At 70.1% G+C, this 20,971-nt stretch carries 18 protein-coding genes; 8 read left to right on the plus strand and 10 right to left on the minus strand.

The window, feature by feature from the left end; all coding sequences use genetic code 11:
• Positions 1 to 186: 186 nt before the first annotated feature.
• From ACIREI_RS30395 to ACIREI_RS30415, 5 genes are read right to left on the minus strand one after another with little or no spacing between them, the layout of a single operon-like run.
• Complete coding sequence (locus ACIREI_RS30395) at positions 187 to 1,122, minus strand: dihydrodipicolinate synthase family protein (RefSeq protein WP_403339440.1); 936 nt, start codon at positions 1,120 to 1,122, stop codon at positions 187 to 189.
• Positions 1,122 to 2,141: an oligopeptide/dipeptide ABC transporter ATP-binding protein gene (locus ACIREI_RS30400; RefSeq protein WP_403339442.1), complete on the minus strand. Its 1,020-nt coding sequence runs from the start codon at positions 2,139 to 2,141 to the stop codon at positions 1,122 to 1,124. The genes ACIREI_RS30395 and ACIREI_RS30400 overlap by 1 nt, the downstream gene beginning before the upstream one ends.
• A 17-nt stretch (positions 2,142 to 2,158) precedes the next feature.
• Positions 2,159 to 4,147 carry a dipeptide/oligopeptide/nickel ABC transporter permease/ATP-binding protein gene (locus tag ACIREI_RS30405; RefSeq protein WP_403339445.1) on the minus strand — a complete coding sequence of 663 codons (1,989 nt, stop codon included), beginning with the start codon at positions 4,145 to 4,147 and terminating at the stop codon, positions 2,159 to 2,161.
• Positions 4,144 to 5,103, minus strand: a complete 960-nt coding sequence (locus ACIREI_RS30410; RefSeq protein WP_403339447.1) for an ABC transporter permease — start codon at positions 5,101 to 5,103, stop codon at positions 4,144 to 4,146. The genes ACIREI_RS30405 and ACIREI_RS30410 overlap by 4 nt, the downstream gene beginning before the upstream one ends.
• Positions 5,104 to 5,122: 19 nt before the next feature.
• Positions 5,123 to 6,751, minus strand: a complete 1,629-nt coding sequence (locus ACIREI_RS30415; RefSeq protein ID WP_403339450.1) for an ABC transporter substrate-binding protein — start codon at positions 6,749 to 6,751, stop codon at positions 5,123 to 5,125.
• Positions 6,752 to 7,064: 313 nt separating this feature from the next.
• Between ACIREI_RS30415 and ACIREI_RS30420 the strand changes: the two genes are divergently transcribed.
• From ACIREI_RS30420 to ACIREI_RS30435, 4 genes are all read left to right on the plus strand, one after another.
• A complete protein-coding gene (locus ACIREI_RS30420; RefSeq protein ID WP_403339452.1) occupies positions 7,065 to 7,778 on the plus strand; it encodes a FadR/GntR family transcriptional regulator in 714 nt (237 codons plus the stop codon).
• 583 nt (positions 7,779 to 8,361) lie between these two features.
• Positions 8,362 to 8,772 carry a VOC family protein gene (locus tag ACIREI_RS30425; protein WP_403339455.1) on the plus strand — a complete coding sequence of 137 codons (411 nt, stop codon included), beginning with the start codon at positions 8,362 to 8,364 and terminating at the stop codon, positions 8,770 to 8,772.
• A gap of 51 nt (positions 8,773 to 8,823) precedes the next feature.
• Positions 8,824 to 11,187, plus strand: coding sequence for an ATP-binding cassette domain-containing protein (locus ACIREI_RS30430; protein WP_403339458.1), 2,364 nt, complete (start codon positions 8,824 to 8,826; stop codon positions 11,185 to 11,187).
• 179 nt (positions 11,188 to 11,366) lie between these two features.
• Positions 11,367 to 11,783, plus strand: a complete 417-nt coding sequence (locus ACIREI_RS30435) for a helix-turn-helix transcriptional regulator (protein ID WP_403340035.1) — start codon at positions 11,367 to 11,369, stop codon at positions 11,781 to 11,783.
• Positions 11,784 to 11,834: 51 nt separating this feature from the next.
• Here ACIREI_RS30435 and ACIREI_RS30440 read toward each other — a convergent pair whose 3' ends face one another.
• Positions 11,835 to 12,779 (minus strand): hypothetical protein, encoded by a 945-nt coding sequence (locus tag ACIREI_RS30440; protein ID WP_403339460.1) that lies wholly within the window; start codon positions 12,777 to 12,779, stop codon positions 11,835 to 11,837.
• The gene (locus ACIREI_RS30445) at positions 12,776 to 13,300 is read right to left on the minus strand and encodes a SigE family RNA polymerase sigma factor (protein ID WP_403339463.1); all 525 of its coding nucleotides are present in this window, start codon (positions 13,298 to 13,300) and stop codon (positions 12,776 to 12,778) included. Before ACIREI_RS30445 ends, ACIREI_RS30440 begins: the two co-directional genes overlap by 4 nt.
• Before the next feature lie 81 nt (positions 13,301 to 13,381).
• Between ACIREI_RS30445 and ACIREI_RS30450 the strand changes: the two genes are divergently transcribed.
• A complete protein-coding gene (locus ACIREI_RS30450) occupies positions 13,382 to 13,831 on the plus strand; it encodes a protein-tyrosine phosphatase family protein (RefSeq protein ID WP_403339465.1) in 450 nt (149 codons plus the stop codon).
• On the opposite strand, the gene bla is transcribed toward ACIREI_RS30450, so the two are convergent.
• On the minus strand, positions 13,824 to 14,702 hold the full coding sequence (gene bla, locus ACIREI_RS30455) for a class A beta-lactamase (RefSeq protein ID WP_403339468.1): 879 nt from the start codon (positions 14,700 to 14,702) through the stop codon (positions 13,824 to 13,826). The two genes, ACIREI_RS30450 and bla, sit on opposite strands and share 8 nt — an antisense overlap.
• A 162-nt stretch (positions 14,703 to 14,864) precedes the next feature.
• On the opposite strand from bla, the gene ACIREI_RS30460 reads away from it, so the two are divergent.
• Positions 14,865 to 16,007 (plus strand): abortive phage infection protein, encoded by a 1,143-nt coding sequence (locus tag ACIREI_RS30460; RefSeq protein ID WP_403339471.1) that lies wholly within the window; start codon positions 14,865 to 14,867, stop codon positions 16,005 to 16,007.
• Here the strand turns inward: ACIREI_RS30460 and ACIREI_RS30465 are convergent.
• On the minus strand, positions 15,995 to 17,476 hold the full coding sequence (locus ACIREI_RS30465) for an alpha/beta hydrolase (protein ID WP_403339474.1): 1,482 nt from the start codon (positions 17,474 to 17,476) through the stop codon (positions 15,995 to 15,997). The two genes, ACIREI_RS30460 and ACIREI_RS30465, sit on opposite strands and share 13 nt — an antisense overlap.
• 66 nt (positions 17,477 to 17,542) lie before the next feature.
• Positions 17,543 to 18,070, minus strand: a complete 528-nt coding sequence (locus ACIREI_RS30470; protein ID WP_403339476.1) for a GNAT family N-acetyltransferase — start codon at positions 18,068 to 18,070, stop codon at positions 17,543 to 17,545.
• Positions 18,071 to 18,251: 181 nt separating this feature from the next.
• On the opposite strand from ACIREI_RS30470, the gene ACIREI_RS30475 reads away from it, so the two are divergent.
• Together ACIREI_RS30475 and ACIREI_RS30480 are read left to right on the plus strand one after the other, a co-directional pair.
• A complete protein-coding gene (locus tag ACIREI_RS30475) occupies positions 18,252 to 19,049 on the plus strand; it encodes an SCO2525 family SAM-dependent methyltransferase (protein ID WP_403339479.1) in 798 nt (265 codons plus the stop codon).
• Between the two features lie 71 nt (positions 19,050 to 19,120).
• Positions 19,121 to 20,971 carry an SCO2524 family protein gene (locus ACIREI_RS30480; RefSeq protein WP_403339482.1) on the plus strand — a complete coding sequence of 617 codons (1,851 nt, stop codon included), beginning with the start codon at positions 19,121 to 19,123 and terminating at the stop codon, positions 20,969 to 20,971.

The following is a 20,971-nucleotide window of genomic DNA, read 5'->3' on the forward strand; positions in this document are numbered from 1 at the left end:
TGCCGCCCCCGGACCCCCGCTGTCGGCCCTTCGGGCCTCGTCCTCAAACGCCGGACGGGCTGAAATCCAGCCCCTCCGGCGTTTGAGGAGCGGGGGTCCAGGGGGCGGAGCCCCCTGGGAGCGGGGTCGAAGGGGCAGAGCCCCTGGGGATGGGACGGGTAAGGGCGGCGGGGGCGAAAAACCCCGTTACAGCAACCCCGCTCCCGCCAAGAACTTCCCCACCCGCTCCACCTCCTCCGCCGACAACGGCACCTGAGGCTCCGCCGTCACCGCGCAGTCGATGACCCCACGCAGCTGCAGCGCCGCCTTGAACGCACCCAGTGCCGACGAGCTCCCGCCCATCCGCCCCGGATCCCCGACGGTCACCATGCCGAAGAGAGCACACAGACGTTCCTGTTCGACCCGGGCCCGCTCCCAGTCCCCGGCCCGGCACAGCCGGTCGAGACGGACGTAGCCGTGAGGATCGACGTTGGCCAGCCCCGGCACCGCCCCGTCCGCCCCCACCGCGAGCGCCGCATCGAGGATCAGCTCGGAGCCGGTCAGCACACTGAAGCCGGTGATGTCGGGGCGGGTGCGGGCGCCGACCACGACCTCGCGGAATCCGGCGAGGTCACCGCTGGAGTCCTTCAGACCGGCCAGCGTGCCCTCGGCGGCGAGATCGAGGATCACATCCGCGGGGAGTTTGGTGTGGACGCCGGACGGGAGGTCGTAGGCGACGACCGGGACCGGGCACGCCGCCGCGATCAGGCGGTAGTGGCGGGCGATCTCGGCGGGGTGGGTGCGGGCGTAGAAGGGCGCGGTCGCCACCACCGCGTCCGCCCCCGCCTCCGTGACCTCCCGGACATGGTCCAGCACCCTCGGCGTCGTCATGTCGATCACGCCCGCCAGCACGGGCAGCCGGCCCCCCACATGCCCGGCCACCGCCTCCACCACCAGCCGCCGCTGCCGGTCCGTCAGATAAGCCGCCTCCGACGTCGAACCGAGCACGAACAGGCCGTGCACCCCGCCCTCCATCAGGTGGTCGATCAGCCTGAGCAGTGACGGGACGTCCACCTCGCGGTCCGGTGTCAGGGGCGTGCAGACGGGCGGGACGACACCGGTGAGCGGGGTGGGGATGGTCATCAAGGCTCCTTGGAATGGTGACTTTGCCGTACGAGGTCGCGGGTGGTCTCGCCCTCCTCCACGGGATGGTGACACCTGTAACGGTGCTCCGGGCTCGACGCGGCCGAGAAGTCCGGCATCACCTCGCCGCACACCCCGTCCGCCTTCCAGCACCGCGTCCGGAAGGGGCACCCGCTCGGCGGCCGCGTAGCCGACGGCACCGGGCCGACCAGCGGGATCGGGTCGATGGGGTCCAGCAGACCCGGCGTCGCGGAGAAGAGGGCGCGGGTGTACGGGTGCCGGGAGCCGTCGGTGACGCCGGACGCCGGGGACTCCTCGACGATCCGGCCCAGGTACATCGTGATCACGCGGTCACTCATCCGCCGTACCGTCTGGATGTCGTGGGAGACGAAGACCAGGGCCAGGCCCAGCCGCTCCTTCAGGTCCAGCAGGAGGTTCAGGATCTGGGCCCGGACCGACACGTCCAGCGCGCTCGTCGGCTCGTCCGCCACCACCAGGTCGGGGTCCAGGGCCAACGCCCGTGCGATCGCGACGCGTTGGCGCTGGCCGCCCGACAGCTGGCCGGGCAGGGCGTCGGTGAGAGCGCGGGGCAGGCCCACGAGGGACATCAACTCCCGTACTCGCTCCTCCCGTTGGGGCCTCGTCCCCCGGTCGTGCACGTCCAGCGGGTCGCGCAGTATCTGCCGGACCGTCAGGCGGCGGTTCAACGCCGTCGACGGGTCCTGGAAGATCATCCCGGTTCCCGCCCCGACCGCCGTCCTGCGCTCGGCCGGGCTCATCGCCCACAGGTCCCGGCCCCGCAGGGCCACCGTCCCGGACGTCGGCCGCTGCACCCCCACCAGCACCTTCGCCAGCGTCGACTTCCCGCACCCCGACTCACCGACCACGCCCACCGTCTCGCCGGGCGCGATGGTGAGATCGGCGCCGGTCAGGGCGTACACCTTGTCCCGGGTGAACAGCCCGCCGCTGCGCGCTTTGTGCACGACGTGCGCGTCCGACAGCTCCACCAGCGCGTTCACCGGGACACTCTGCGCCCTCACTGGACGACCCCGCTTTCCTCGCGATCCGTCGGCGCCAGCAGGATCGCCGGGTGATGGCAGGCCGCCGTATGCGTCGCCGTCCCGACCAGGTCCGGCGCCGTCGTCCGGCACACCTCGCTCGCCAGCGGGCACCGGTCCGCGAAACGGCAGCCCGCCGGGAAGTCGGCGGGGGAGGGGACCACGCCCTTGATCTGCGTCATCCGCTCCTGGGCGGACTCGAGGGAGAGCACGCTGCCGAGCAGCCCGCGCGTGTAGTGGTGGGCCGGCGCCTCCACCAGGTCGGCGGTGACGCCCGTCTCGACGATCTGCCCGCCGTACATGACGACCACGCGGTCCGTCACGTCCGCGATCAGCGCGAGGTCGTGCGAGACCAGGATCAGGGCGAAGCCCAGCTCCTCCCGCAGCCTCAGCAGCAGCTCCATGACCTGTGCCTGCACGGTGACGTCCAGCGCGGTCGTCGGCTCGTCGGCGACGATCAGCTTCGGGTCGCGGGACAGGGCCATGGCGATCAGGACGCGCTGGCGCTGGCCGCCGGAGAGTTCGTGCGGGTAGCTGCGCAGGGTGCGGTCCGGGTCGAGGCCGACCATCGTCAGCAGGTCGTGGGGGGTACGGCGGCCTCCGCGGCGTACGACCTGCCTGAGCTGGGCGCGGATCGTCATCGCCGGGTTCAGGGACGACAGGGCGTCCTGGTAGATCATCGCCATCTCGTGGCCCAGGAGCCGTCGCCGTACGCGCATCGGCTCACCCACCAACTGCCGCTGGTCGAAACGGACATGGCCGCGGACTCGGGCGCCTTTGGGCTCCAGGCCCATCACCGCGAGGGCGGTGAGCGACTTCCCGCAGCCCGACTCGCCGACCAGGCCCAGCACCTCACCGGGCTGCACCTCGAAGCTGATGCCGTCGACGATGTCCACGCCGGCGTGACGGCCCTCGAACCCGATCGCCAGGTTCTCCACGGCCAGGACCGGTTGCCGCCCCTGGGGCAACGGCCGGGCCCGTGCCCGCAGCCGCGCCGCCGCCTCCGTCAGCCCCGACAGTTGCAGTACCTCGCCACTGCCCGGTTCCGGCGCCTCCAGCCGGTCGTCGTCGTCCCGTACGTCGACCTCGCGCGCCGACGGGGCCGCCCAGGCGTCCGACACGCCCTCGGAGAGGATGTTCAGCGAGAGCACCGTCACCAGCATCAGCAGACCGGGGAAGACGGTCGCCCACCAGCCGCCGGTCAGCACCATGTTCTTGCCGTCCGCGATGACACTGCCCCAGGACGGGTCCGGCGGCCGCACGCCCGCGCCGATGAAGGACAGCGACGCCTCGAAGACGATCGCCTCCGCCACCTGGACCGTGCAGAACACCAGCACCGGCGCCGCGCAGTTGATGGCGACATGCCTGATGACGATGTGCGGGGTGCGGGCGCCGATGACCCGTTCCGCCGTCACGTAGTCCTCGCCGTACTGGTCCAGGACGTTCGCCCGGACCACCCTCGCCACCGGCGGCGTGAACAGGAACGCGATCGCGCAGATCAGGACGGTGATTCCGCCGCCGAAGACCGCGACGAGCACGGCGGCCAGCGCGATGCCCGGGAACGCCATCACCACGTCCAGGCAGCGCATCAGCGTCTCGTCGACCGCCTTGCGGGAGGTCGCCGCGATCGCGCCGATCAGGGCGCCCACGACGAGCGCGAGCCCGGTCGCGCCGAGCCCGATCGCCAGCGACCAGCGGGCGCCGTACATCAGCCGGCTGAGGATGTCCCGGCCGAGGCTGTCCTGGCCCATCCAGTGGCCGGCGGACGGATGCCCGGTGCCGTCGACCGGTGGCTGCTGGTCGAGCGGGTCGTGCGGGGCGAGGACCGGGGCGAGCAGCGCCATCAGGACCACGACCGCCAGGAAGCAGACGGCGATCTTCGACAGCAGCGGCAGCCGGCGCCAGCCGCGCAGCCGGATGCCGGGACGGGACAGCGCCTCGGCGAGGCGCTTGCGGTTGAACGTCACGTCGCCTCCCGCAGGCGCGGGTTGACCAGCAGATACAGGATGTCGATGACGAGGTTGACGACGACGAAGCCGGTGGCTGTCGTCAGGACCACTCCCTGGACCACCGCCGGATCACCGTTCTTCACGGCGTCGATCATCAGCTTCCCCATCCCGGGGAGGGAGAAGATCGTCTCGATGACGACCGCGCCGCCGAGGAGATATCCGACGCGCAGGCCGAGGACGGTCAGCGGGTTGATGAGCGCGTTCCGGAGCACATTCCGGCCGACCACCACTCGCGGTGGCAGCCCGCTTCCGATCGCCGTGCGGACGTAGTCCTTGTCCAGCTCCTCCACCACCGCCGTCCGCACGATCCGCGTCAGCTGCGCCGCCACCGGCAGCGACAGCGCGAAGGCGGGCAGGGTCATGGTCTTCAGCCAGCCGGTGAAGGAGTCCGCCGGGTTGATGTAGCCGCCGGTCGGGAACCAGCCGAGGTCGACGGCGAGGTACTGGATCATCAGCAGCGCCAGCCAGAAGCCGGGCGCGGCCACCCCGGTGAGGGAGACGACGCGGATGATCTGGTCGGGGAGACGGTCGCGGTAGATGGCCGCCGTCACGCCGCCGAGCAGCGACAGGACGACCGCGATGCCGAGGCCCAGGAAGGTGAGCTGGAGGGTGAGCGGCAGCGCGGTCATGACCTGGTCGACGACCGGCGCCCGGGTCAGGGCGCTGGTGCCCATGTCGCCGTGGAGCAGATCGCCGATGAAGGCGACGTAGCGGACGGGGAGGGGATCGAGCAGGCCGTTCTCCTCGCGGAAGTCGTGCAGCTGCTGGGCGGTGGGGTTGGCGCCCTGGAAGAACGCGGACGCCGGATCGACGTCCGAGAACCGCATGACCAGGAACACGAACAGCACGATGCCGAGCATCAGCGGCACGAGCAGGGCGATACGACGGGCCAGGATCCTGACGACGGTGACCACTCAGGGACTCCCAGGACCCCTAGGCCCACTTGGCCTGGAGGAGGTTGATACCGGGATACGGCTGTGCCCTTATGCCGGTGAGCTGCTTCGGGTTCCACGCCGTCATCAGCTCGTTGTGGACGACCGGGTAGAGCACGGCCTGTTCGGCGACGACGTCGATGTAGTCCTGGATCATCGTCTTCTTCTTCTCGGTGTCCGACTCCTGGGTCGCCCGGTCCATGTCCTTGAACAGCGCCTTGGCGACGGAGTTGTCGGCCCACCGCGTGTACTGCATCCACAGGTTCTCGGGGCCGTAGTTGTAATGCATGATCAGGTCGGCGTCGAGGCCGAACTGGTTGGGGTTCGAGGCGGCGGCGACCACCTGGTAGTCCTGCTTCTGGTCCATCTTGGTGAAGACGGCCGTCGTCTCCTGCGGGGAGAGGGTGGTCTTGACGCCGATCGCGTCCCAGGACGCCTTGATCGTCGGCAGACAGTCCACGATCCAGCTCACGTTGACGGCCAGGATCTCGATCTCCAGCCCGCTGACCCCGGCCTCCTTCAGCAGCGCCTTCGCCTTGTCGGGGTCGTGGTCGTAGACGGTCTTCGCGCGCCGGTAGCTGGGGTTGGCCTCGTTGAGGAAGGAGGACGAAGGCTTCCCGTGCCCCTTCAGCGCCACCTCGATCATCTTCTCGGTGTCGATGGCGTAGTGCAGCGCCTGGCGGACGCGTACGTCGTCGAAGGGCTTGTGCTTGGTGTTGAACATCAGGAACAGGTTGTTCATCCCGGCGCCGCCCGCGACCGTCAGCCCGCCGCTCTCCAGCTGCCCGATGTTGGCGTACGGGATGTTGTCCGCGATCTGCGCGCCCGCGCTCGCGCCGGAGATCCGGGCCACGCGCGGCGCCGCGTCCACGATCGTCAGCCAGTTCATCTTCTTGAAGGCGGGCTTGCGCGGGCCGTTGTAGTCGGGATACGCCTCGAAGGTGGTGTTGGACTTCGGGTGGTGCGCGGTCTGCCGGTACGGCCCCGAGCCGATCGCCTTGCCCTTGATGGCGTCCTCCCAGGCACCCGGCTGGGAGAACACGTGCTTCGGCATGATCTTGGCGAGGGTGAGGCGTGAAATCCCGTCCGGGAAGGGGAACTTGAGCACCAGCTCGACGTTCTGCGCGTCTACCTTCCGCACTTCCTTCAGCCAGCTCGCGAAGAACCCCTTGGCGAGGGTCTGCGTCTTCGGGTCGAGGATCCGCTCGAAGACGAAGACCACGTCGTCGGCCGTCACCGGCTTGCCGTCGTGGAACTTCGCGCCCGCGCGCAGGGTGAACTTCCAGGTCGTGGCGTTCGGGTCGGCCGGCACCTGGGTGGCGAGGGCGGCGTACGGCTCCCGGGAGATCGGGTCGGTGTCGAGGAGGCCCTCGTAGATGTGGTTGTTGGCGGCCATGCAGAAGGCGGACGCCGTCTGGGTCGGGTCCCAGCTGCCGTCGTTGCCGTAGCCGATGACCGCGGTGAGCGTCCGGTCCTGGCCGCCGCCCCCGCCGGTCTCGTTCGTGGACTCCGGCCCCGACGAACAGGCCGACAGCGAACCGGAGACGGCGGCGGCCGCGCCCAGCGCGCCGGTGTACTTCAGGATCGACCGGCGGTGCAGCGCCGGCACGTCGGGGGTCACGTCGCGCACGGGTCCTCCAGCGGTGGGTGGTGTGCTCCGGCGATGGGGGCGATGGGGCGAGCAGACGATGGGGGCGATGGGCCATGGGGCGAGGAGAAGCGAGGGATGCGTGCCCCGGTGAGGAGATACGACGTCCTACGTCCTCCCGGTCAGCGCGACCATAGGTGGGGCCGTGGGGGCGGTCAAGGGATCTCACACGAATGGCGCATCTGCCACAGGTCGGACCAATGTCGCTGTGAAATGGCGTGAGTTGATCCCCCGTCAGGGCCGCATCCCGCCGACATGGGACGTGGGACGTCCAGGTGCGCGTAGCATGCGCCGCATGTCCGGGCAGCCCAGGAACAGTCGTACGTCCGAGGAGTCCAGGAACAGCCGGATCCAGCGCCAGGTCATGCAGCTGATCATCGACCGCAGGCTCCAGGCCGGCGCCCTCCTGCCCACCGAGGCCGAGCTCATGGACGACCTCGGCGTCAGCCGCAACTCCGTCCGCGAGGCGCTCAAGGCGCTCCAGGCCCTCGACATCGTGGAGATCCGGCACGGCTACGGGACGTATGTCGGCCAGGCGTCCTTGACGCCGCTGATCGACGGGTTGACCTTTCGCACGCTCGCCCGGCACGGTCGCGACGACTCGGGTGCGCTCGCCGAGATCCTTCAGGTGCGGGAGGTGCTGGAGGAGGGGTTGATCCGGCGGGTGGCGGCGACGGTCACGGAGGTGGAGCTGGACCGGCTGGAAGCCGTCGTGGCGCGGATGGAGGTGGCGGGGCGGTCGGGGCGGGCCTTTCCCGAGCTGGACCGGGAGTTCCATGAGCTGCTGTACGCCTCGCTCGGCAACGACCTTGTGCCGCAGCTGCTGGCCGCGTTCTGGACGGTGTTCCGGCGGGTGTCCGGGGCGCGGGGGCGGCCGGACGACCCGTCTCCCGAGCTCACCGCCCGCTGGCACCGGGACATCGTGACGGCCCTGCGGGCGCGGGATGTGGAGGGGGCGCAGCGGGCTATGACGGTGCACTTCCGTGGGATCGCGGGGAGGGTCGCCTGACGCCGGGTTTCCTCGCCCCCGCCGCCCCTACCCGTCCCATCCTCAAGGGGCTCCGCCCCTTCGACCCCGCCCGGGGGGCTCCGCCCCCTGGACCCCCGCTCCTCAAACGCCGGAGGGGCTGGATTTGGCGGGTCCGCCGTTTGAGGAGGAGGCCACGCCATCCCCAGCCCCCACCCGCCCGCAGGGGGCTTCACCTCGCAACGCCGGTCGAGGCACTCCAGCCCGTCCGGCGTTCGAGGACAAGTCCACCCCATCCCTAACCCCCACCCACCCGCAGGGGGCTTCACCTCGCAACGCCGGTCGAGGCACTCCAGCCCGTCCGGCGTTCGAGGACAAGTCCACCCCATCCCTAACCCCCACCCGCCCGCAGGGGGCTTCACCTCGCAACGCCGGTCCAGGCACTCCAGCCCGTCCGGCGTTCGAGGACGAGGCCCGTTCAGGGCCGAAGCGGGGGTCTGGGGGCGGCAGCCCCCGGGGGACGGGAATGGGTAGGGGCGGCGGGGGCGAAAGAACCCCGCGCTGCCGCCGGCACACGTCAGGAATCGAGAAGCGCCGCCCCACCGCCGCCGCTAGCGTGACGGACATGGACATCTCCATTCACGCCAGCTTCCTCCCGCACGACGACCCGGAGGCCTCCCTGGCCTTCTACCGGGACGCCCTCGGCTTCGAGGTGAGAACCGACGTCGGCCAGGGCAAGATGCGCTGGATCACGGTCGGCCCGGCCGGCCAGCCGGGCACGTCCATCCTCCTCGCACCCCCCGCCGCCGACCCCGGCATCACCGAGGACGAGCGCCGCACGATCGCCGAGATGATGGCCAAGGGGACCTATGGATGGATCCTGCTGGCCACCGCGAACGTCGACGACACCTTCGAGAAGGTGCAGGCGAGCGGCGCCGAGGTCGTCCAGGAGCCGACCGACCAGCCGTACGGCATCCGCGACTGCGCGTTCCGCGACCCCGCGGGCAACCTGATCCGAATCCAGGAGCGGGGCTGAGCCCACCTCCGCGCAACGTTCCCCGACCGAGTCGCAGATGGAGATTTCACGATGACCGAGCCGCACGTTGCCGACAGCCACGACATGATCCGGGTGCACGGCGCGCGGGAGAACAACCTCAAGGACGTCAGCATCGAGATCCCGAAGCGCCGGCTGACGGTGTTCACCGGCGTCTCCGGCTCGGGCAAGAGCTCGCTCGTCTTCGACACGATCGCCGCCGAGTCGCAGCGGCTGATCAACGAGACGTACAGCGCCTTCCTGCAGGGGTTCATGCCGAACCTGGCGCGGCCCGAGGTCGACGTACTGGACGGGCTGACCACGGCCATCACCGTCGACCAGCAGCGGATGGGATCCGACCCGCGCTCCACCGTCGGCACCGCCACCGACGCCAACGCCATGCTCCGCATCCTCTTCAGCCGGCTCGGCAAGCCGCACATCGGCCCACCCGGCGCGTACTCCTTCAACGTCGCCTCGGTCTCCGCGAGCGGCGGCTTCACCGTCGACCGCGGCGCCGACAAGACCAAGACCGAGAAGGTCAGCTTCAGCCGCACCGGCGGCATGTGCACCCACTGCGAGGGGCGGGGCACGGTCTCCGACATCGATCTCACCCAGCTCTTCGACGACTCGAAGTCGCTGTCCGAGGATCCGTTCACCATCCCCACCTACACCGGCGACGGGTGGGTCGTGCGGGTCATCGCCGAATCCGGGTTCTTCGACAAGGAGAAGCCGATCCGTGAGTACGGCAAGAAGGAGCGGCACGACTTCCTCTACCGCGAGCCGACCAAGGTGAAGATCAACGGCGTCAACCTCACCTACGAGGGACTGATCCCGAAGATCCAGAAGACCTTCCTCGCCAAGGACCGCGAGTCGATGCAGCCGCACATCCGGGCCTTCGTGGACCGGGCGGTCACCTTCACCGAGTGTCCCGACTGCGACGGCACCCGGCTCAGCGAACTGGCCCGCTCCTCGAAGATCGGCAAGGTCAACATCGCCGACGCCTGCAAGATGGAGATCCGCGACCTGGCGGAGTGGGTCCGCGGCATAGCGGAGCCGTCCGTGGCGCCGCTGCTCGCCAAGCTGCAGCACTCCCTCGACTCGTTCGTGGAGATCGGCCTCGGCTATCTGTCGCTCGACCGGGCCTCCGGCACGCTCTCCGGCGGCGAGGCGCAGCGCATCAAGATGATCCGGCACCTCGGGTCGTCGCTGACCGACGTCACGTACGTCTTCGACGAGCCCACCATCGGGCTGCACCCGCACGACATCCAGCGGATGAACAACCTGCTGCTGCGCCTGCGCGACAAGGGCAACACCGTGCTGGTCGTCGAGCACAAGCCGGAGACGATCGCCATCGCCGACCACGTCGTCGACCTCGGCCCCGGCGCCGGCACGGCGGGCGGCACCGTCTGCTTCGAGGGCACCTTGGAGGAGCTGCGGGCGAGCGACACCGTCACCGGGCGCCACCTCGGTGACCGGGCCGCGCTGAAGGACTCGGTGCGCAAGCCCACCGGGACGCTCGCGATCCGCGGCGCCACGGCGAACAACCTCCAGGACGTCGACGTGGACATCCCGCTCGGCGTGCTCTGCGTCGTCACCGGCGTCGCCGGCTCCGGCAAGAGCTCGCTCGTGCACGGGTCCATCCCGGCACCGGAGGGTGTCGTATCCCTGGACCAGACCGCGATCCGCGGCTCCCGGCGCAGCAACCCGGCGACGTACACCGGACTGCTCGACCCGATCCGCAAGGCGTTCGCCAAGGCCAACGGCGTGAAGCCGGCCCTGTTCAGCGCCAACTCCGAGGGCGCCTGCCCCACCTGCAACGGCGCCGGCGTCATCTACACCGACCTGGCGATCATGCAGAGCGTCGCCACCACCTGCGAGGAGTGCGAGGGCAAGCGGTTCGACGCCTCGGTGCTGGAGTACCACCTCGGCGGCCGGGACATCAGCGAGGTGCTCGCGATGTCGGTGGCCGAGGCCGAGGAGTTCTTCCGCGCGGGCGAGGCGCGGATCCCGGCCGCGCACAAGATCGTCGAGCGGATGGCGGACGTCGGGCTCGGCTACCTCACCCTCGGCCAGCCCCTGACCACGCTGTCCGGCGGTGAGCGGCAGCGGCTGAAGCTGGCCGTGCACATGGCCGACAAGGGCGGGGTGTACGTCCTCGACGAGCCGACGACCGGTCTCCACCTCGCCGACGTCGAGCAGCTCCTCGGCCTGCTGGACCGGCTCGTCGACTCCGGCAAGTCGGTCATCGTCATCGAGCACCACCAGGCCGTCATGGCGCACGCCGACTGGATCATCGACCTCGGCCCCGGCGCCGGCCACGACGGCGGCCGGATCGTCTTCGAGGGCACCCCCGCCGACCTCGTCGCCGAGCGCTCCACCCTCACCGGTGAGCACCTCGCGGCGTACGTCGCCGGCTGACCGGGATGTGTATCGCCTCGGCACCGGTGATGGCCCTCCTCGCCTCCCGCGCGCGTCGGACGCGGGAGTGGACGGCGTGGGAGGCGGCCCGGGAAGATGCGGGTGTGCGATCCAGTAACCCGACGCCGGAGGAACAGCGCCTGCGCACCCTCGTCGCGCTGCGCCGCGTCCGCGACCGGATGGACCGGGAGTACGCGCAGCCGCTGGACGTCGAGGCCCTCGCGCGCGGCGTGCACATGTCGGCCGGGCACCTCAGCCGCGAGTTCAAGACCGCCTACGGCGAGTCGCCGTACGGCTACCTGATGACGCGGCGCATCGAGCGCGCGATGGCGCTGCTGCGCCGGGGCGACCTCAGCGTCACCGAGGTCTGCTTCGAGGTCGGCTGCTCCTCGCTCGGCACCTTCAGCACGCGCTTCACCGAGCTGGTCGGCATGTCGCCCAGCGCGTACCGGCGCCAGGCGGCGGACGCGACGGCCGGGATGCCGTCGTGCGTGGCGAAACAGGTGACCCGGCCGATGCGGAACCGGCCGGCGCCGTTCAGCCTGGCGGCCGCGGTGAACGGCGTGGTGCCGGGCGGCGAGCCACAGCCGTCGTGACGACGGGCCGGGGGCGCCGTCCCCTGTGCGGCGCCCCCGGCCCCTTCGGTGTTACGGCAGGGTCCGCTCGTAGTACTTGTCGTCGTCGGAGTCGTAGATCAGCTTGCCGTCGGCGTCGTAGCCCTTGATGTGCGGCGCGAGGGTGACCTGCTCGTTCAGCACGCCGGACGCCACGAACCAGCCGTGGTCGAAGACGGCTTCGGCACTGCTGTCGCCGTAGGAGACGGTCACCTTGGCCACCGATGGCTTGACCGTGCCGATCAGACCCCAGCGGAAGGGCAGTTTCCAGTTGCCGCGGTCGATGACCGACTGCTGGTAGAGCTTGCCGTTGTTCGGGTCGACGAACACCGGGCCCTCGTCCGGGATGACGTCGGCGTCGTTGCCGGAGCTGGTGTTGAGGCCCACGGCCTCGCCGTCCGAGATCCGGCAGATCAGCCTGGTCTGCTGCGGCTTGCCCTGCACCGCGACGACGTACATGCCGTCGCCCGACGCGTTGGAGTCACCGGTGCTGTTCATCGCCAGGATGATCCGGTAACTGTCGGCCGTGCCCAGGTCGTTGTCGAACTCGGGTGGGCGCGAGTGCGACTGGTCGTAGGCGAGGCACTTCTCCAGCCCCTCGACGGCCTGCTCGAAGGTGATGCCGTCGAGCAACTGCCCCTCCGTGGCCGGCCGCGCGGGCCCGCTCGGTGTCGGAGACGGCGTCGGCGACGGGGCCCGCGTGGCACTCACCGAGGGCGTCGGGGTCGTCGCCACACCCCGGCCCGCGCCCCCGCCGCTCAGCGCGTACGCTCCCACCGGCATCGCCGCCAGCGTCACCAGGACCGCCCCGGCCGCCGCCACCCGGCGCCGCCGCTCGACCAACCCCCGGCGCCGGATCGCCGGATACGGCGCCGGTGACGGGCGGATCGTGTAGGCGTCCTCGGCGAGCAGCTCCCGCAACCGCTCCTCGAAGTCCGGATCGCTGCGCGCTCCCTCTCGCCGCTCGTCGTCGTTCACCTGCTGCCTCCTTGCCCGGACGGCGTCACCCGGGCGAGCCCCGGATACGTACGCAACTTCGCCAGCCCCTTCGACGCCTGACTCTTGACCGTGCCGAGGGAGCAGCCGAGCGCGTCGGCCACCTCCGCCTCGGACAGGTCCTCCCAATAGCGCATGACGACCACCGCCCGCTGTTTGGGCGGCAGTTGGGCGAGCGCGCCGAGCAGCGCACCCCGCTCGTCCACGCCCGCGTAGCCCGCCTCGCTCCCCGGCGTCTCCGGCGGCGCGGCGGTCAGCGACTCGGCGACGCGCCGCTTGCGGAACCGGTCGCTGTTGCAGCTGACCAGCATCCGCCGGACATACGCCTCCGGATGGTCGGCGCGTGCCACCCGCCGCCATGAGCGGTACGCCTTCGCCAGCGCCGTCTGCGTCAGGTCCTCGGCATGGTGCGCGTCGCCGGTGAGCAGATACGCGGTCCGCACCAAGTGGGACCACCGCGCCCTGACGAATTCCTGGAACTGGGCCTCTAGTTCGGCCTGCATCAAGCACCCTCCCTCGCCCTCCAGACCACCGCTGCGGCGGATTCGGTTGCCCGGGGCGCGAGGCCGGGGTCGAATGGGCGTGTGGAGAGTGTGGCGGACGGCGAGAAACAGTGGGACGAGCGAGATCCGGGCGTGCTGCGGCTGCCGTCCGGCCGACTGGTCCGGGGCCGGGGCCTGCGCCGCCCCCTCGAACCGGGGGCGCCGGCCCCGTCGTACGGCGTCTACCTCCTCGGCAAGCCACCCCCCGAAGTCCCGTGGGACTCCCACTGGATCCGCTGGCCCGACTTCCGTCTCCCGTCCGACCGCGCGGCGGCCCGTGCCGCCCTCGCCGAGGCCTGGGAGCGGGCCGCCGCCGAACGCGTGGAGATCGCGTGCGGCGGCGGTCGCGGTCGTACGGGGACGGCGCTGGCCTGTCTGGCGGTGCTGGACGGCGTACCGGCCGAGGAGGCCGTGGCCTTCGTGCGGCGGGGCTACGACCGGCACGCCGTGGAGACGCCTTGGCAGCGGCGTTACGTACGGCGCTTCAGGTGAGCGTGTCCGCCAGGAGCGCGGCCGTCTCGACGATCAGGGAGTGGTCCGGCGCCGCGTCCTGCTGCGGCTTCGTCGTCTGGACCGCGAGCACGAGCGGGGTGCCGTCCTCGGTCCAGGCGATGCCCACGTCGTTGTTGGTGCCGTAGAAGCCGCCGCCCGTCTTGTCGGCGACCGTCCAGGTCCTGGGCAGACCGGCGCGGAAGCGGTTGGCGCTGGTGGTGTTGTTCAGCAGCCAGTGCGTGAGGAGGCCCCGGTCGGGACGGTTCAGGGCGTTGCCGAGGACGAGACGGGCGTACGTCCGGCCGATCGCGCGCGGGCTCGTGGTGTCCGTGACGCGCCACGGCTCCGCCGAGTTGAGCTCCGTCTCCCAGCGGTCGAGGCGGGTCACCGGGTCGCCCAGGGAGCGGGCGAAGCGGGTGATGGCGGTGGGGCCGCCGAGCTCGCGCAGCAGGAGGTTTCCGGCCGTGTTGTCGCTGAAGCGGATGGCCGCGTCGGCGAGTTCGGCGACGGTCATGCCGGTGGCGAGGTGCTTCTCGGTCTCGGTGGAGTTCGCCACCAGGTCGGCGGCCGTGTAGTGGATGCGCTTGGCGAGAACCTCGCCGTCCCGGTCCAGGTCGCGCAGTACGGCCGCGGCCGCCAGGGTCTTGAACAGGGAGCAGATCGGGAACCGTTCGTCGGCGCGGTGGCGGACGGTTCGCTTGGTGGCGAGGTTGTGGGCGAACACGCCCAGGCGGGCGCCGTGTCGCTCCTCCAGCGCGCGGAGGCGGGCGGTGACGTCGTCGTCGCCGGGGGTGGCGTGGGCGGGGGTGCTCGCGAGCAGGGCGGCCGCGGTGGCGGCGGTGCCGGCTGTCAGCAGCGTGCGTCTGGTCATCGGGGACTTGGAGGTGGAAGCGGCGCTTAAGATCTCGTTCTCCTTCGCTCGTGGGCCTTCGACGATCTCTCCAGTGATCGACGCCCTGTCTCATCCCTTGGTTGCGGCGCCGTAGACCTTCGGCGGACGGTGCTGCGGCGCCGCGCTCGCCACAGTGGCCGTATGGAGAAGACCAAGGGAATCAGCAGGGCACGGTTTCTGGCGGGGGCCGCCGTCGTCGGGCTTGCGGGGGCGGTGCTGCCCGCGGGGCAGGCCGTGGCCACCGGGCGGGAGCCGGGGCGCAGGCGGCTGAAGCACAGGGGTGTCGTCTACACCGTCGGGGCGGGTGAGACACCCGGCACCGCGTGGAGTGCCGCCCGGATGCGCGAGGACGTCCGGGCGATCCGTGACGAGCTGCACGCCGACACCCTCGACGTCACCGGCGACGGCGTCGAACGCCTGACCGCCACGGCCGCCGAGGCCGCCGAACGCGGGCTGCACGTCTGGCTCCAGCCGACCCTGGGAGATGTACCGGAGCGGGACATCCTGGAGGGCATCGCCGAGTGCGGCCGGTTCGCGGAGCGGCTGCGGCGGCAGGGCGCGAGCGTCGACTTCAGCGTGGGCTGCGAGTTCTGGCTGTTCGTGCCGGGGATCGTGCCGGGGGAGACGGTCCTGGACCGCATCGACAACCTCCAGAAGGGCAATGTCGACATGGCGAAGATGCGGCGCCGGCTCGCTCGCTTCACCGCCAAGGCGGCGAGCGTCGGCCGCTCCGTCTTCCACGGCCGCCTCAGCTACGCCGCCGCACAGGACGAGGAGTTCGAACCGGTCGACTGGAACCTCTTCGACGTCGTCGGCATCGACTACTACTCGTACCATCGCGAACCAGCCGGTTACGTCCGGGAGTTGAAGGGCTACCTGCGCTGGGGCAAGCCCCTGGCCATCACCGAGTTCGGCACGTGCGCGTACGTCGGCGCCCCCGAGGCGGGCGGCATGGGCTGGGACATCGTCGACTACACGAAGGAGCCCCACGAGATCAAAGGCGACCTGGTGCGCAGTGAGCGCACACAGGCCGCCTACATGGCCGATCTGCTGGAGGTCTTCGAGTCGATGGGCCTGTACGCGGCGATGGCCTTCGAGTTCGTCTCCCCGGACGCCCCGCACCGCCCGGACAACCCGCGCTACGACCTCGACCTGGCGAGCTACAGCATCACCAAGGCCATCAAGAACCGCCCCGACGACCCGGCCTCGCCTTGGCACTGGGAACCGAAGGAGGCCTTCCACACGCTGGCCCGCCGGTACCGCAGGTGTGCTCAGTCGCAGTAGAGATCCCGGGCCGGCCGTTCCCCGGTCGCCAGGAAGCGGGACACGGTGGCGTCACCGCACGCGTTGCCGTTCTCCAGGTAGGCGCCGTGGCCGGTGGAGTTCACGGTGACCATGACGGCCCGCCTGCCGAGGTCCTCGCGCAGCTTCAGGGCGCCGCTCAGCGGCGTGGCCACGTCCCGCTCGTTCTGGACGAGGAGGACGTTGGACGGGCCGCGGTCGGTGGCCCGTACCGGCGCCTCCTTCGGCTGCCACGGCCAGCCGGCGCACATCATCGCGTTCCTCGGCATGCCCGCGGTCAGCGGATACTTCGCGCGGCTCTCGGCGACGCCCTTCTCGTACGCGGCCGCCGACTTGGGCCAGGCACCGTCGTTGCAGATGGTGGCGGAGCCGACGGCGGCGAGGTTCTGCAGCGCGGTCAGCGGCGGCAGCTGGGGCGCGGGCGGCACCTCGCCCTTCCGCGCGGCCAGCATCAGTTCGGCCAGGACCGGGTAGTCGTCGGGGTCGTAGAGGCTGTCCAGCATGGTCTGGCGCAGGGCGTTGCCGTTCAGCTCGGCCGGGTTGGCGCCGGGCCAGGGGATCGGCTCGCGGTCCAGGCGGGCGGCGAGGCGGAGGAAGAGCGGGCGCACCTCGGCGGCGGTGCGGGCGAGCCGGTACCGGTTGCCGGGCGTCGACGCCCACTTGGCGAACTCGGGGAAGTTGTCCTCGACGCCCACCTCGAACGCCTGCAGCCAGGCGCGCTCCGCCCGCACCGGGTCGGCGTCGTCGTTGCTGTCCAGCACGATGCGGTCGGTGCGGTGCGGGAACAGCTCCAGGTACGCCGTGCCGACGTACGTGCCGTACGAGTCGCCCCACGCCGAGAGCTTGTGTTCGCCGAGCGCGGCCCGGATGCGGTCGATGTCGCGGGCGTTGTTCTTGGTGCTGATGTGCTTCATCAGCTCGCCGCCGTTGCGTGTGCAGGCGTCCGAGACGCGCCGGGCGTAGGCCATGTTCTCGGTGACGGACCCGTCGGGGGCGGGCCACGGGCGGGCCTTCGTCAGGGCGAGGTCGCTCTCCTCCAGGTCACAACTGACCGGCGCGGAGGGTGCGTTGCCGCGCGGGGCGAACCCGATCACGTCGTAGGCCTCCCGTACCTCCTTCGGCAGCCGCTGCCCCTTGTCCGAGGGTTCGCCGAGGCTCGTCCCCCCGGGCCCGCCCGCGATGATCAGCAGGGCGCCCCGGCGCGCCGACGGCTTCTCGCTGGGGATGCGGGAGATGGCGAGATCGATCTTCGGGCCGGTGGGATCGGCGTAGTCCATCGGTACGGATACGGTCGCGCACTCCTGCCGTGGATCCAGGCCCCCGCCCTCGCACTTGGTCCACTTCAGCGGCGCGGGCACGCCGTTGGCGGACGCGGTGAGCGGGGTGACGAGACCGAAGACGACTCCGGAGGCGGCGGCGATCAGGGCGGCGCTCTTGGTGATCTGCTTCATGCCCAGCAGCCTGCCGCTGATTGACGGAACGTCACATCCCGGTAACTCCCGTATGCGTACGGGGGATTACCCCATCCCCAGTGTCATGATCAACCGGTCCTCCCCGGGCCCCAGGTAATCCCTGTGCACCCCGCCTTCGGTCGAGAACCCCAAAGACCGGTACAGCTGGATCGCCGCCGCGTTCGTCGGCTCCACGGTCAGCCGCACCTCATGCACCCGCTCCCGGCGCAGCTGCCGCAGTACCTCCAGCATCAGCCGCTTGCCCAGCCCACGCCCCCGCTGGTCGGCGCTGACGGCCAGGCTCAGGACCCAACACGCGTAGCCATCAGGAGAGTTGACGAAGAGGACGTAGCCGTGCAGGCACTCGCCGTCGTCGAGGACGAGGAAGCGGTCGCCGTGCGCGTCGAAGTGCTGGCGCAGCACGAAGTACGGATACGGCTCCTCGGGGAAGACCTCCCGGTCCACGCGCAGGAGCTCGGGCAGATCCGCCTCGGTGACGCCCCTCATGGTCAGCGGCCGGTCGTTGATGTCGGCGAAGAACGCCTGGTCAGTGGTGCCGCCCGAGAAAGGGAAACGTTCCTCCGGTACAGCCATCAGCCGCCCCCTGTGTGATGGAATGGAGTCACTCGTGCGGGTGAGTACCTGCTGCCTGCCGTTTCAGGTGCTCAGCCGAGGTCCGCCCATCTTGAGGAGCGCGGTCCGCCTCTTCAAGACTGCCCTGATGCCTATGCCTCAACGCGCTCCCGATGCGCCTGTTTTTGGTACCGTTGGTGGAATGACCCAGAGATCGTCGGGGGGCGTCCAGGTGAAGAATGCCGATGTGCCATGGGACGAGGCATTCGACTCGATCGCCTACCTTGATCACAATTACCGCGACTTACAGGAAGAGGACGCGGAGATCCTGCAGATCATCCGGGATCATTTCGGCGATCATTTCCGGAAGCAGGGCGTCGGCCCGGTTTCCGGTATCGATGTGGGTGCCGGCGTCAATCTCTATCCCGCACTGGCCATGCTGCCGTGGTGCGACGAGATCACTCTCTTCGAGCGCTCCTCCTCGAATGTCGAGTACCTGGACGGCCAGGTCGACTCCTACGGGGAGAACTGGGACAAGTTCTGGGCCGCCCTGTGCCGGAAGAAGGCCTACCGCTCCCTTGATGTGGACCCGCGTGAGAAGTTCCGCAAGGTCGTCAAGGTCGAGCAGGGTGACATCTTCGAACTCGAGCGGTACGAGGGGCGGTGGTCCGTCGGGACCATGTTCTTCGTCGCCGAGTCGATGACACAGTCTCCCGGCGAGTTCGCGCTGGGCGTGGAGCGTTTCATGCGCTGCCTCGCCCCCGGTGCCCCGTTCGCCGCCGCTTTCATGGCGCATTCACAGGGTTATCACGCCGGTGAGCATTTCTTCCCCGCGTGTGACGTGGGAGAGTCTGACGTGTACGCGAGCCTGGAGCGGTTTGCGAGAGACTTCAAGGTCAGGCCGCTCAAATCCTCGGCGCGAGTACGCGAGGGATACAAGGGAATGCTTGTCGCCCACGGTTGGCGGCGTAATTCGGATGTGGACATTCCGGTCGACTGATCGGCGAATCTTCACAAGAGAACAGTGAATTGCTCAACTGATGGCAGGGCGGCCTGTGTGAGGGGCATGGGATGCAGATCAAGCCACGTCAGCATCTGCTGGACATCTGGCAGGCGATCGCTCGCCACTCTTTCGCCGGGGGAGAGTGGGAGTGGGGCGAATGGGGCGGAGTGAGCAGCGTCGCCGACGCCGAGCGGCTGCTCTGCCTGCTCTACCCGGCCACGGAGATCCCCGCGTTCCGGCTGGACGACCCTGACACCACTCAGGACGACGTCCAGCAGGCCCTGAAGAAGGCGGGCGGGCGGCTGGACCTCCCGGCCAACATCGTCACGGCCGCGGCCGAGTTCATGCGGACCCACACCGGCGAGGACAAGAGGCCCACCTTCGCCGGGGGTTACTACTTCGGCTCCCGGGACAAGACCAAGGAGCTCACCGAGGAGCAGCGCCAACTCGGCGTGACCGACTCGTTCTCCATGTCGATCACCCTGTGCCTCGCCACGCTCGGCTTCCTCAAGGTCTACGAGACCAGGACCCGGCGCAGCGACATCAGGGAGACGATCGCCGAGCTGCGCCAAGCCACCAGCAACCGGCTCACCGCCGCCATGGTCAGCCTGCTGCGCTCCTTCGTCGTCAACGTCTTCGACACCGACGCCCCCCAGGGCCGTACCCTCTGCGAACTCCTCGGCCAGGGACGGATGTCGCAGCGGCAGGTGCTGAACAAGTTCCAGAACCGCTTCCGTCCGCTGCGCGCGGCGCTCGTCGAGAGCGTCTTCCTCGGTATCGACGTCCAGGAAGGCCTCAAGGACGAGAACCAGCTGTTCGAGTGCGGCTGGGCGTGGACCATGGTCAAGGACGCCCCCGAGGTCGAGACCAGCGAACCCATCGGCCCGCAGCCCGCGGGCGTCGCCAACTCGGTGCCGTACCTGTACTTCACCGTGGTCGCGCTCGACGGTATCCAGGACCTGTTCTCCGACCGCACGCTCACCCTGGGCCTGCTCAACACCGAGCAGCAGAAGCTCGCCGAGGCGCTCCGGCTGCGCTGGGAGCTCACCCAGCAGTACTGGTCCGGCATCGCCCGCTTCGACGCCGACAGCTGGCCCCTGGAGGACATCCCCTGGCGTACGACGGGACAGCGGCTGGAGTCCGAGTACTTCTCCCTCTCCGTCGCCGCCATCCTCGTGCACGACCTGATGCGGCGCCGGGCCACCGACGACGACCTGACCCGCACCGTCGGCGTCATGGAACGCCTCGCCGAACGCGGCCGCATCACCAGCCGGATGACCCTCGACGACCCGATGGTCCACCAGCTGCACAACGTGGGCGTCGCCCTGCCCCTGCAGGGCAGCGAGCGGATCGGCCCGCCCATGACCTGGTCCATGACCGACTTCTCGGCACAGCTGCTGAAGCGGACCGTCCAGCTGTGCACGCTGTCGCGCAACCTCGCCTCGCACGACCGGCTGCTCAGACTCGCCGAGGACATCTTCGACCACATGTGGCGGCGCCGCATCCGCGACGGTGAGGGCGTCGGCCTGTGGGACAACATCCACGCCGCCTATCCCGACGCGGAGATCCACAAGCGGCGCGTCCCGGTGTCCTGGAGCATCACCGAGCGGGTCACCGAGGTGATGGTCCAGGCCCACGCGATGTACCGGCAGCCACCGATCCGCAGCCTCGAACTCACCGAGCTGGCAAGGGCGTTGCTCAGCGAGTCCGCCCACCTGCTGGGCAACGAACAGATGGAACCCGCGCCCACGGACGCCGGCCGGCACGGGATGGAACTGAGGAACATCGAGGTCAAGTTGCGCCGCGCCCGCAGCCTCGTGGACGAACAGCCGGGTACGGCCTACGCGTTGACGCTCGACGTGCTGGGACAGCTCGACTCGCTCGCCCGTGCCCGCGAGGCCGCGGACCGGGGAGTGTGA

The sequence above is a fragment of the Streptomyces sp. NPDC093591 genome (genome assembly GCF_044764885.1).
Lineage (GTDB): Bacteria > Actinomycetota > Actinomycetes > Streptomycetales > Streptomycetaceae > Streptomyces.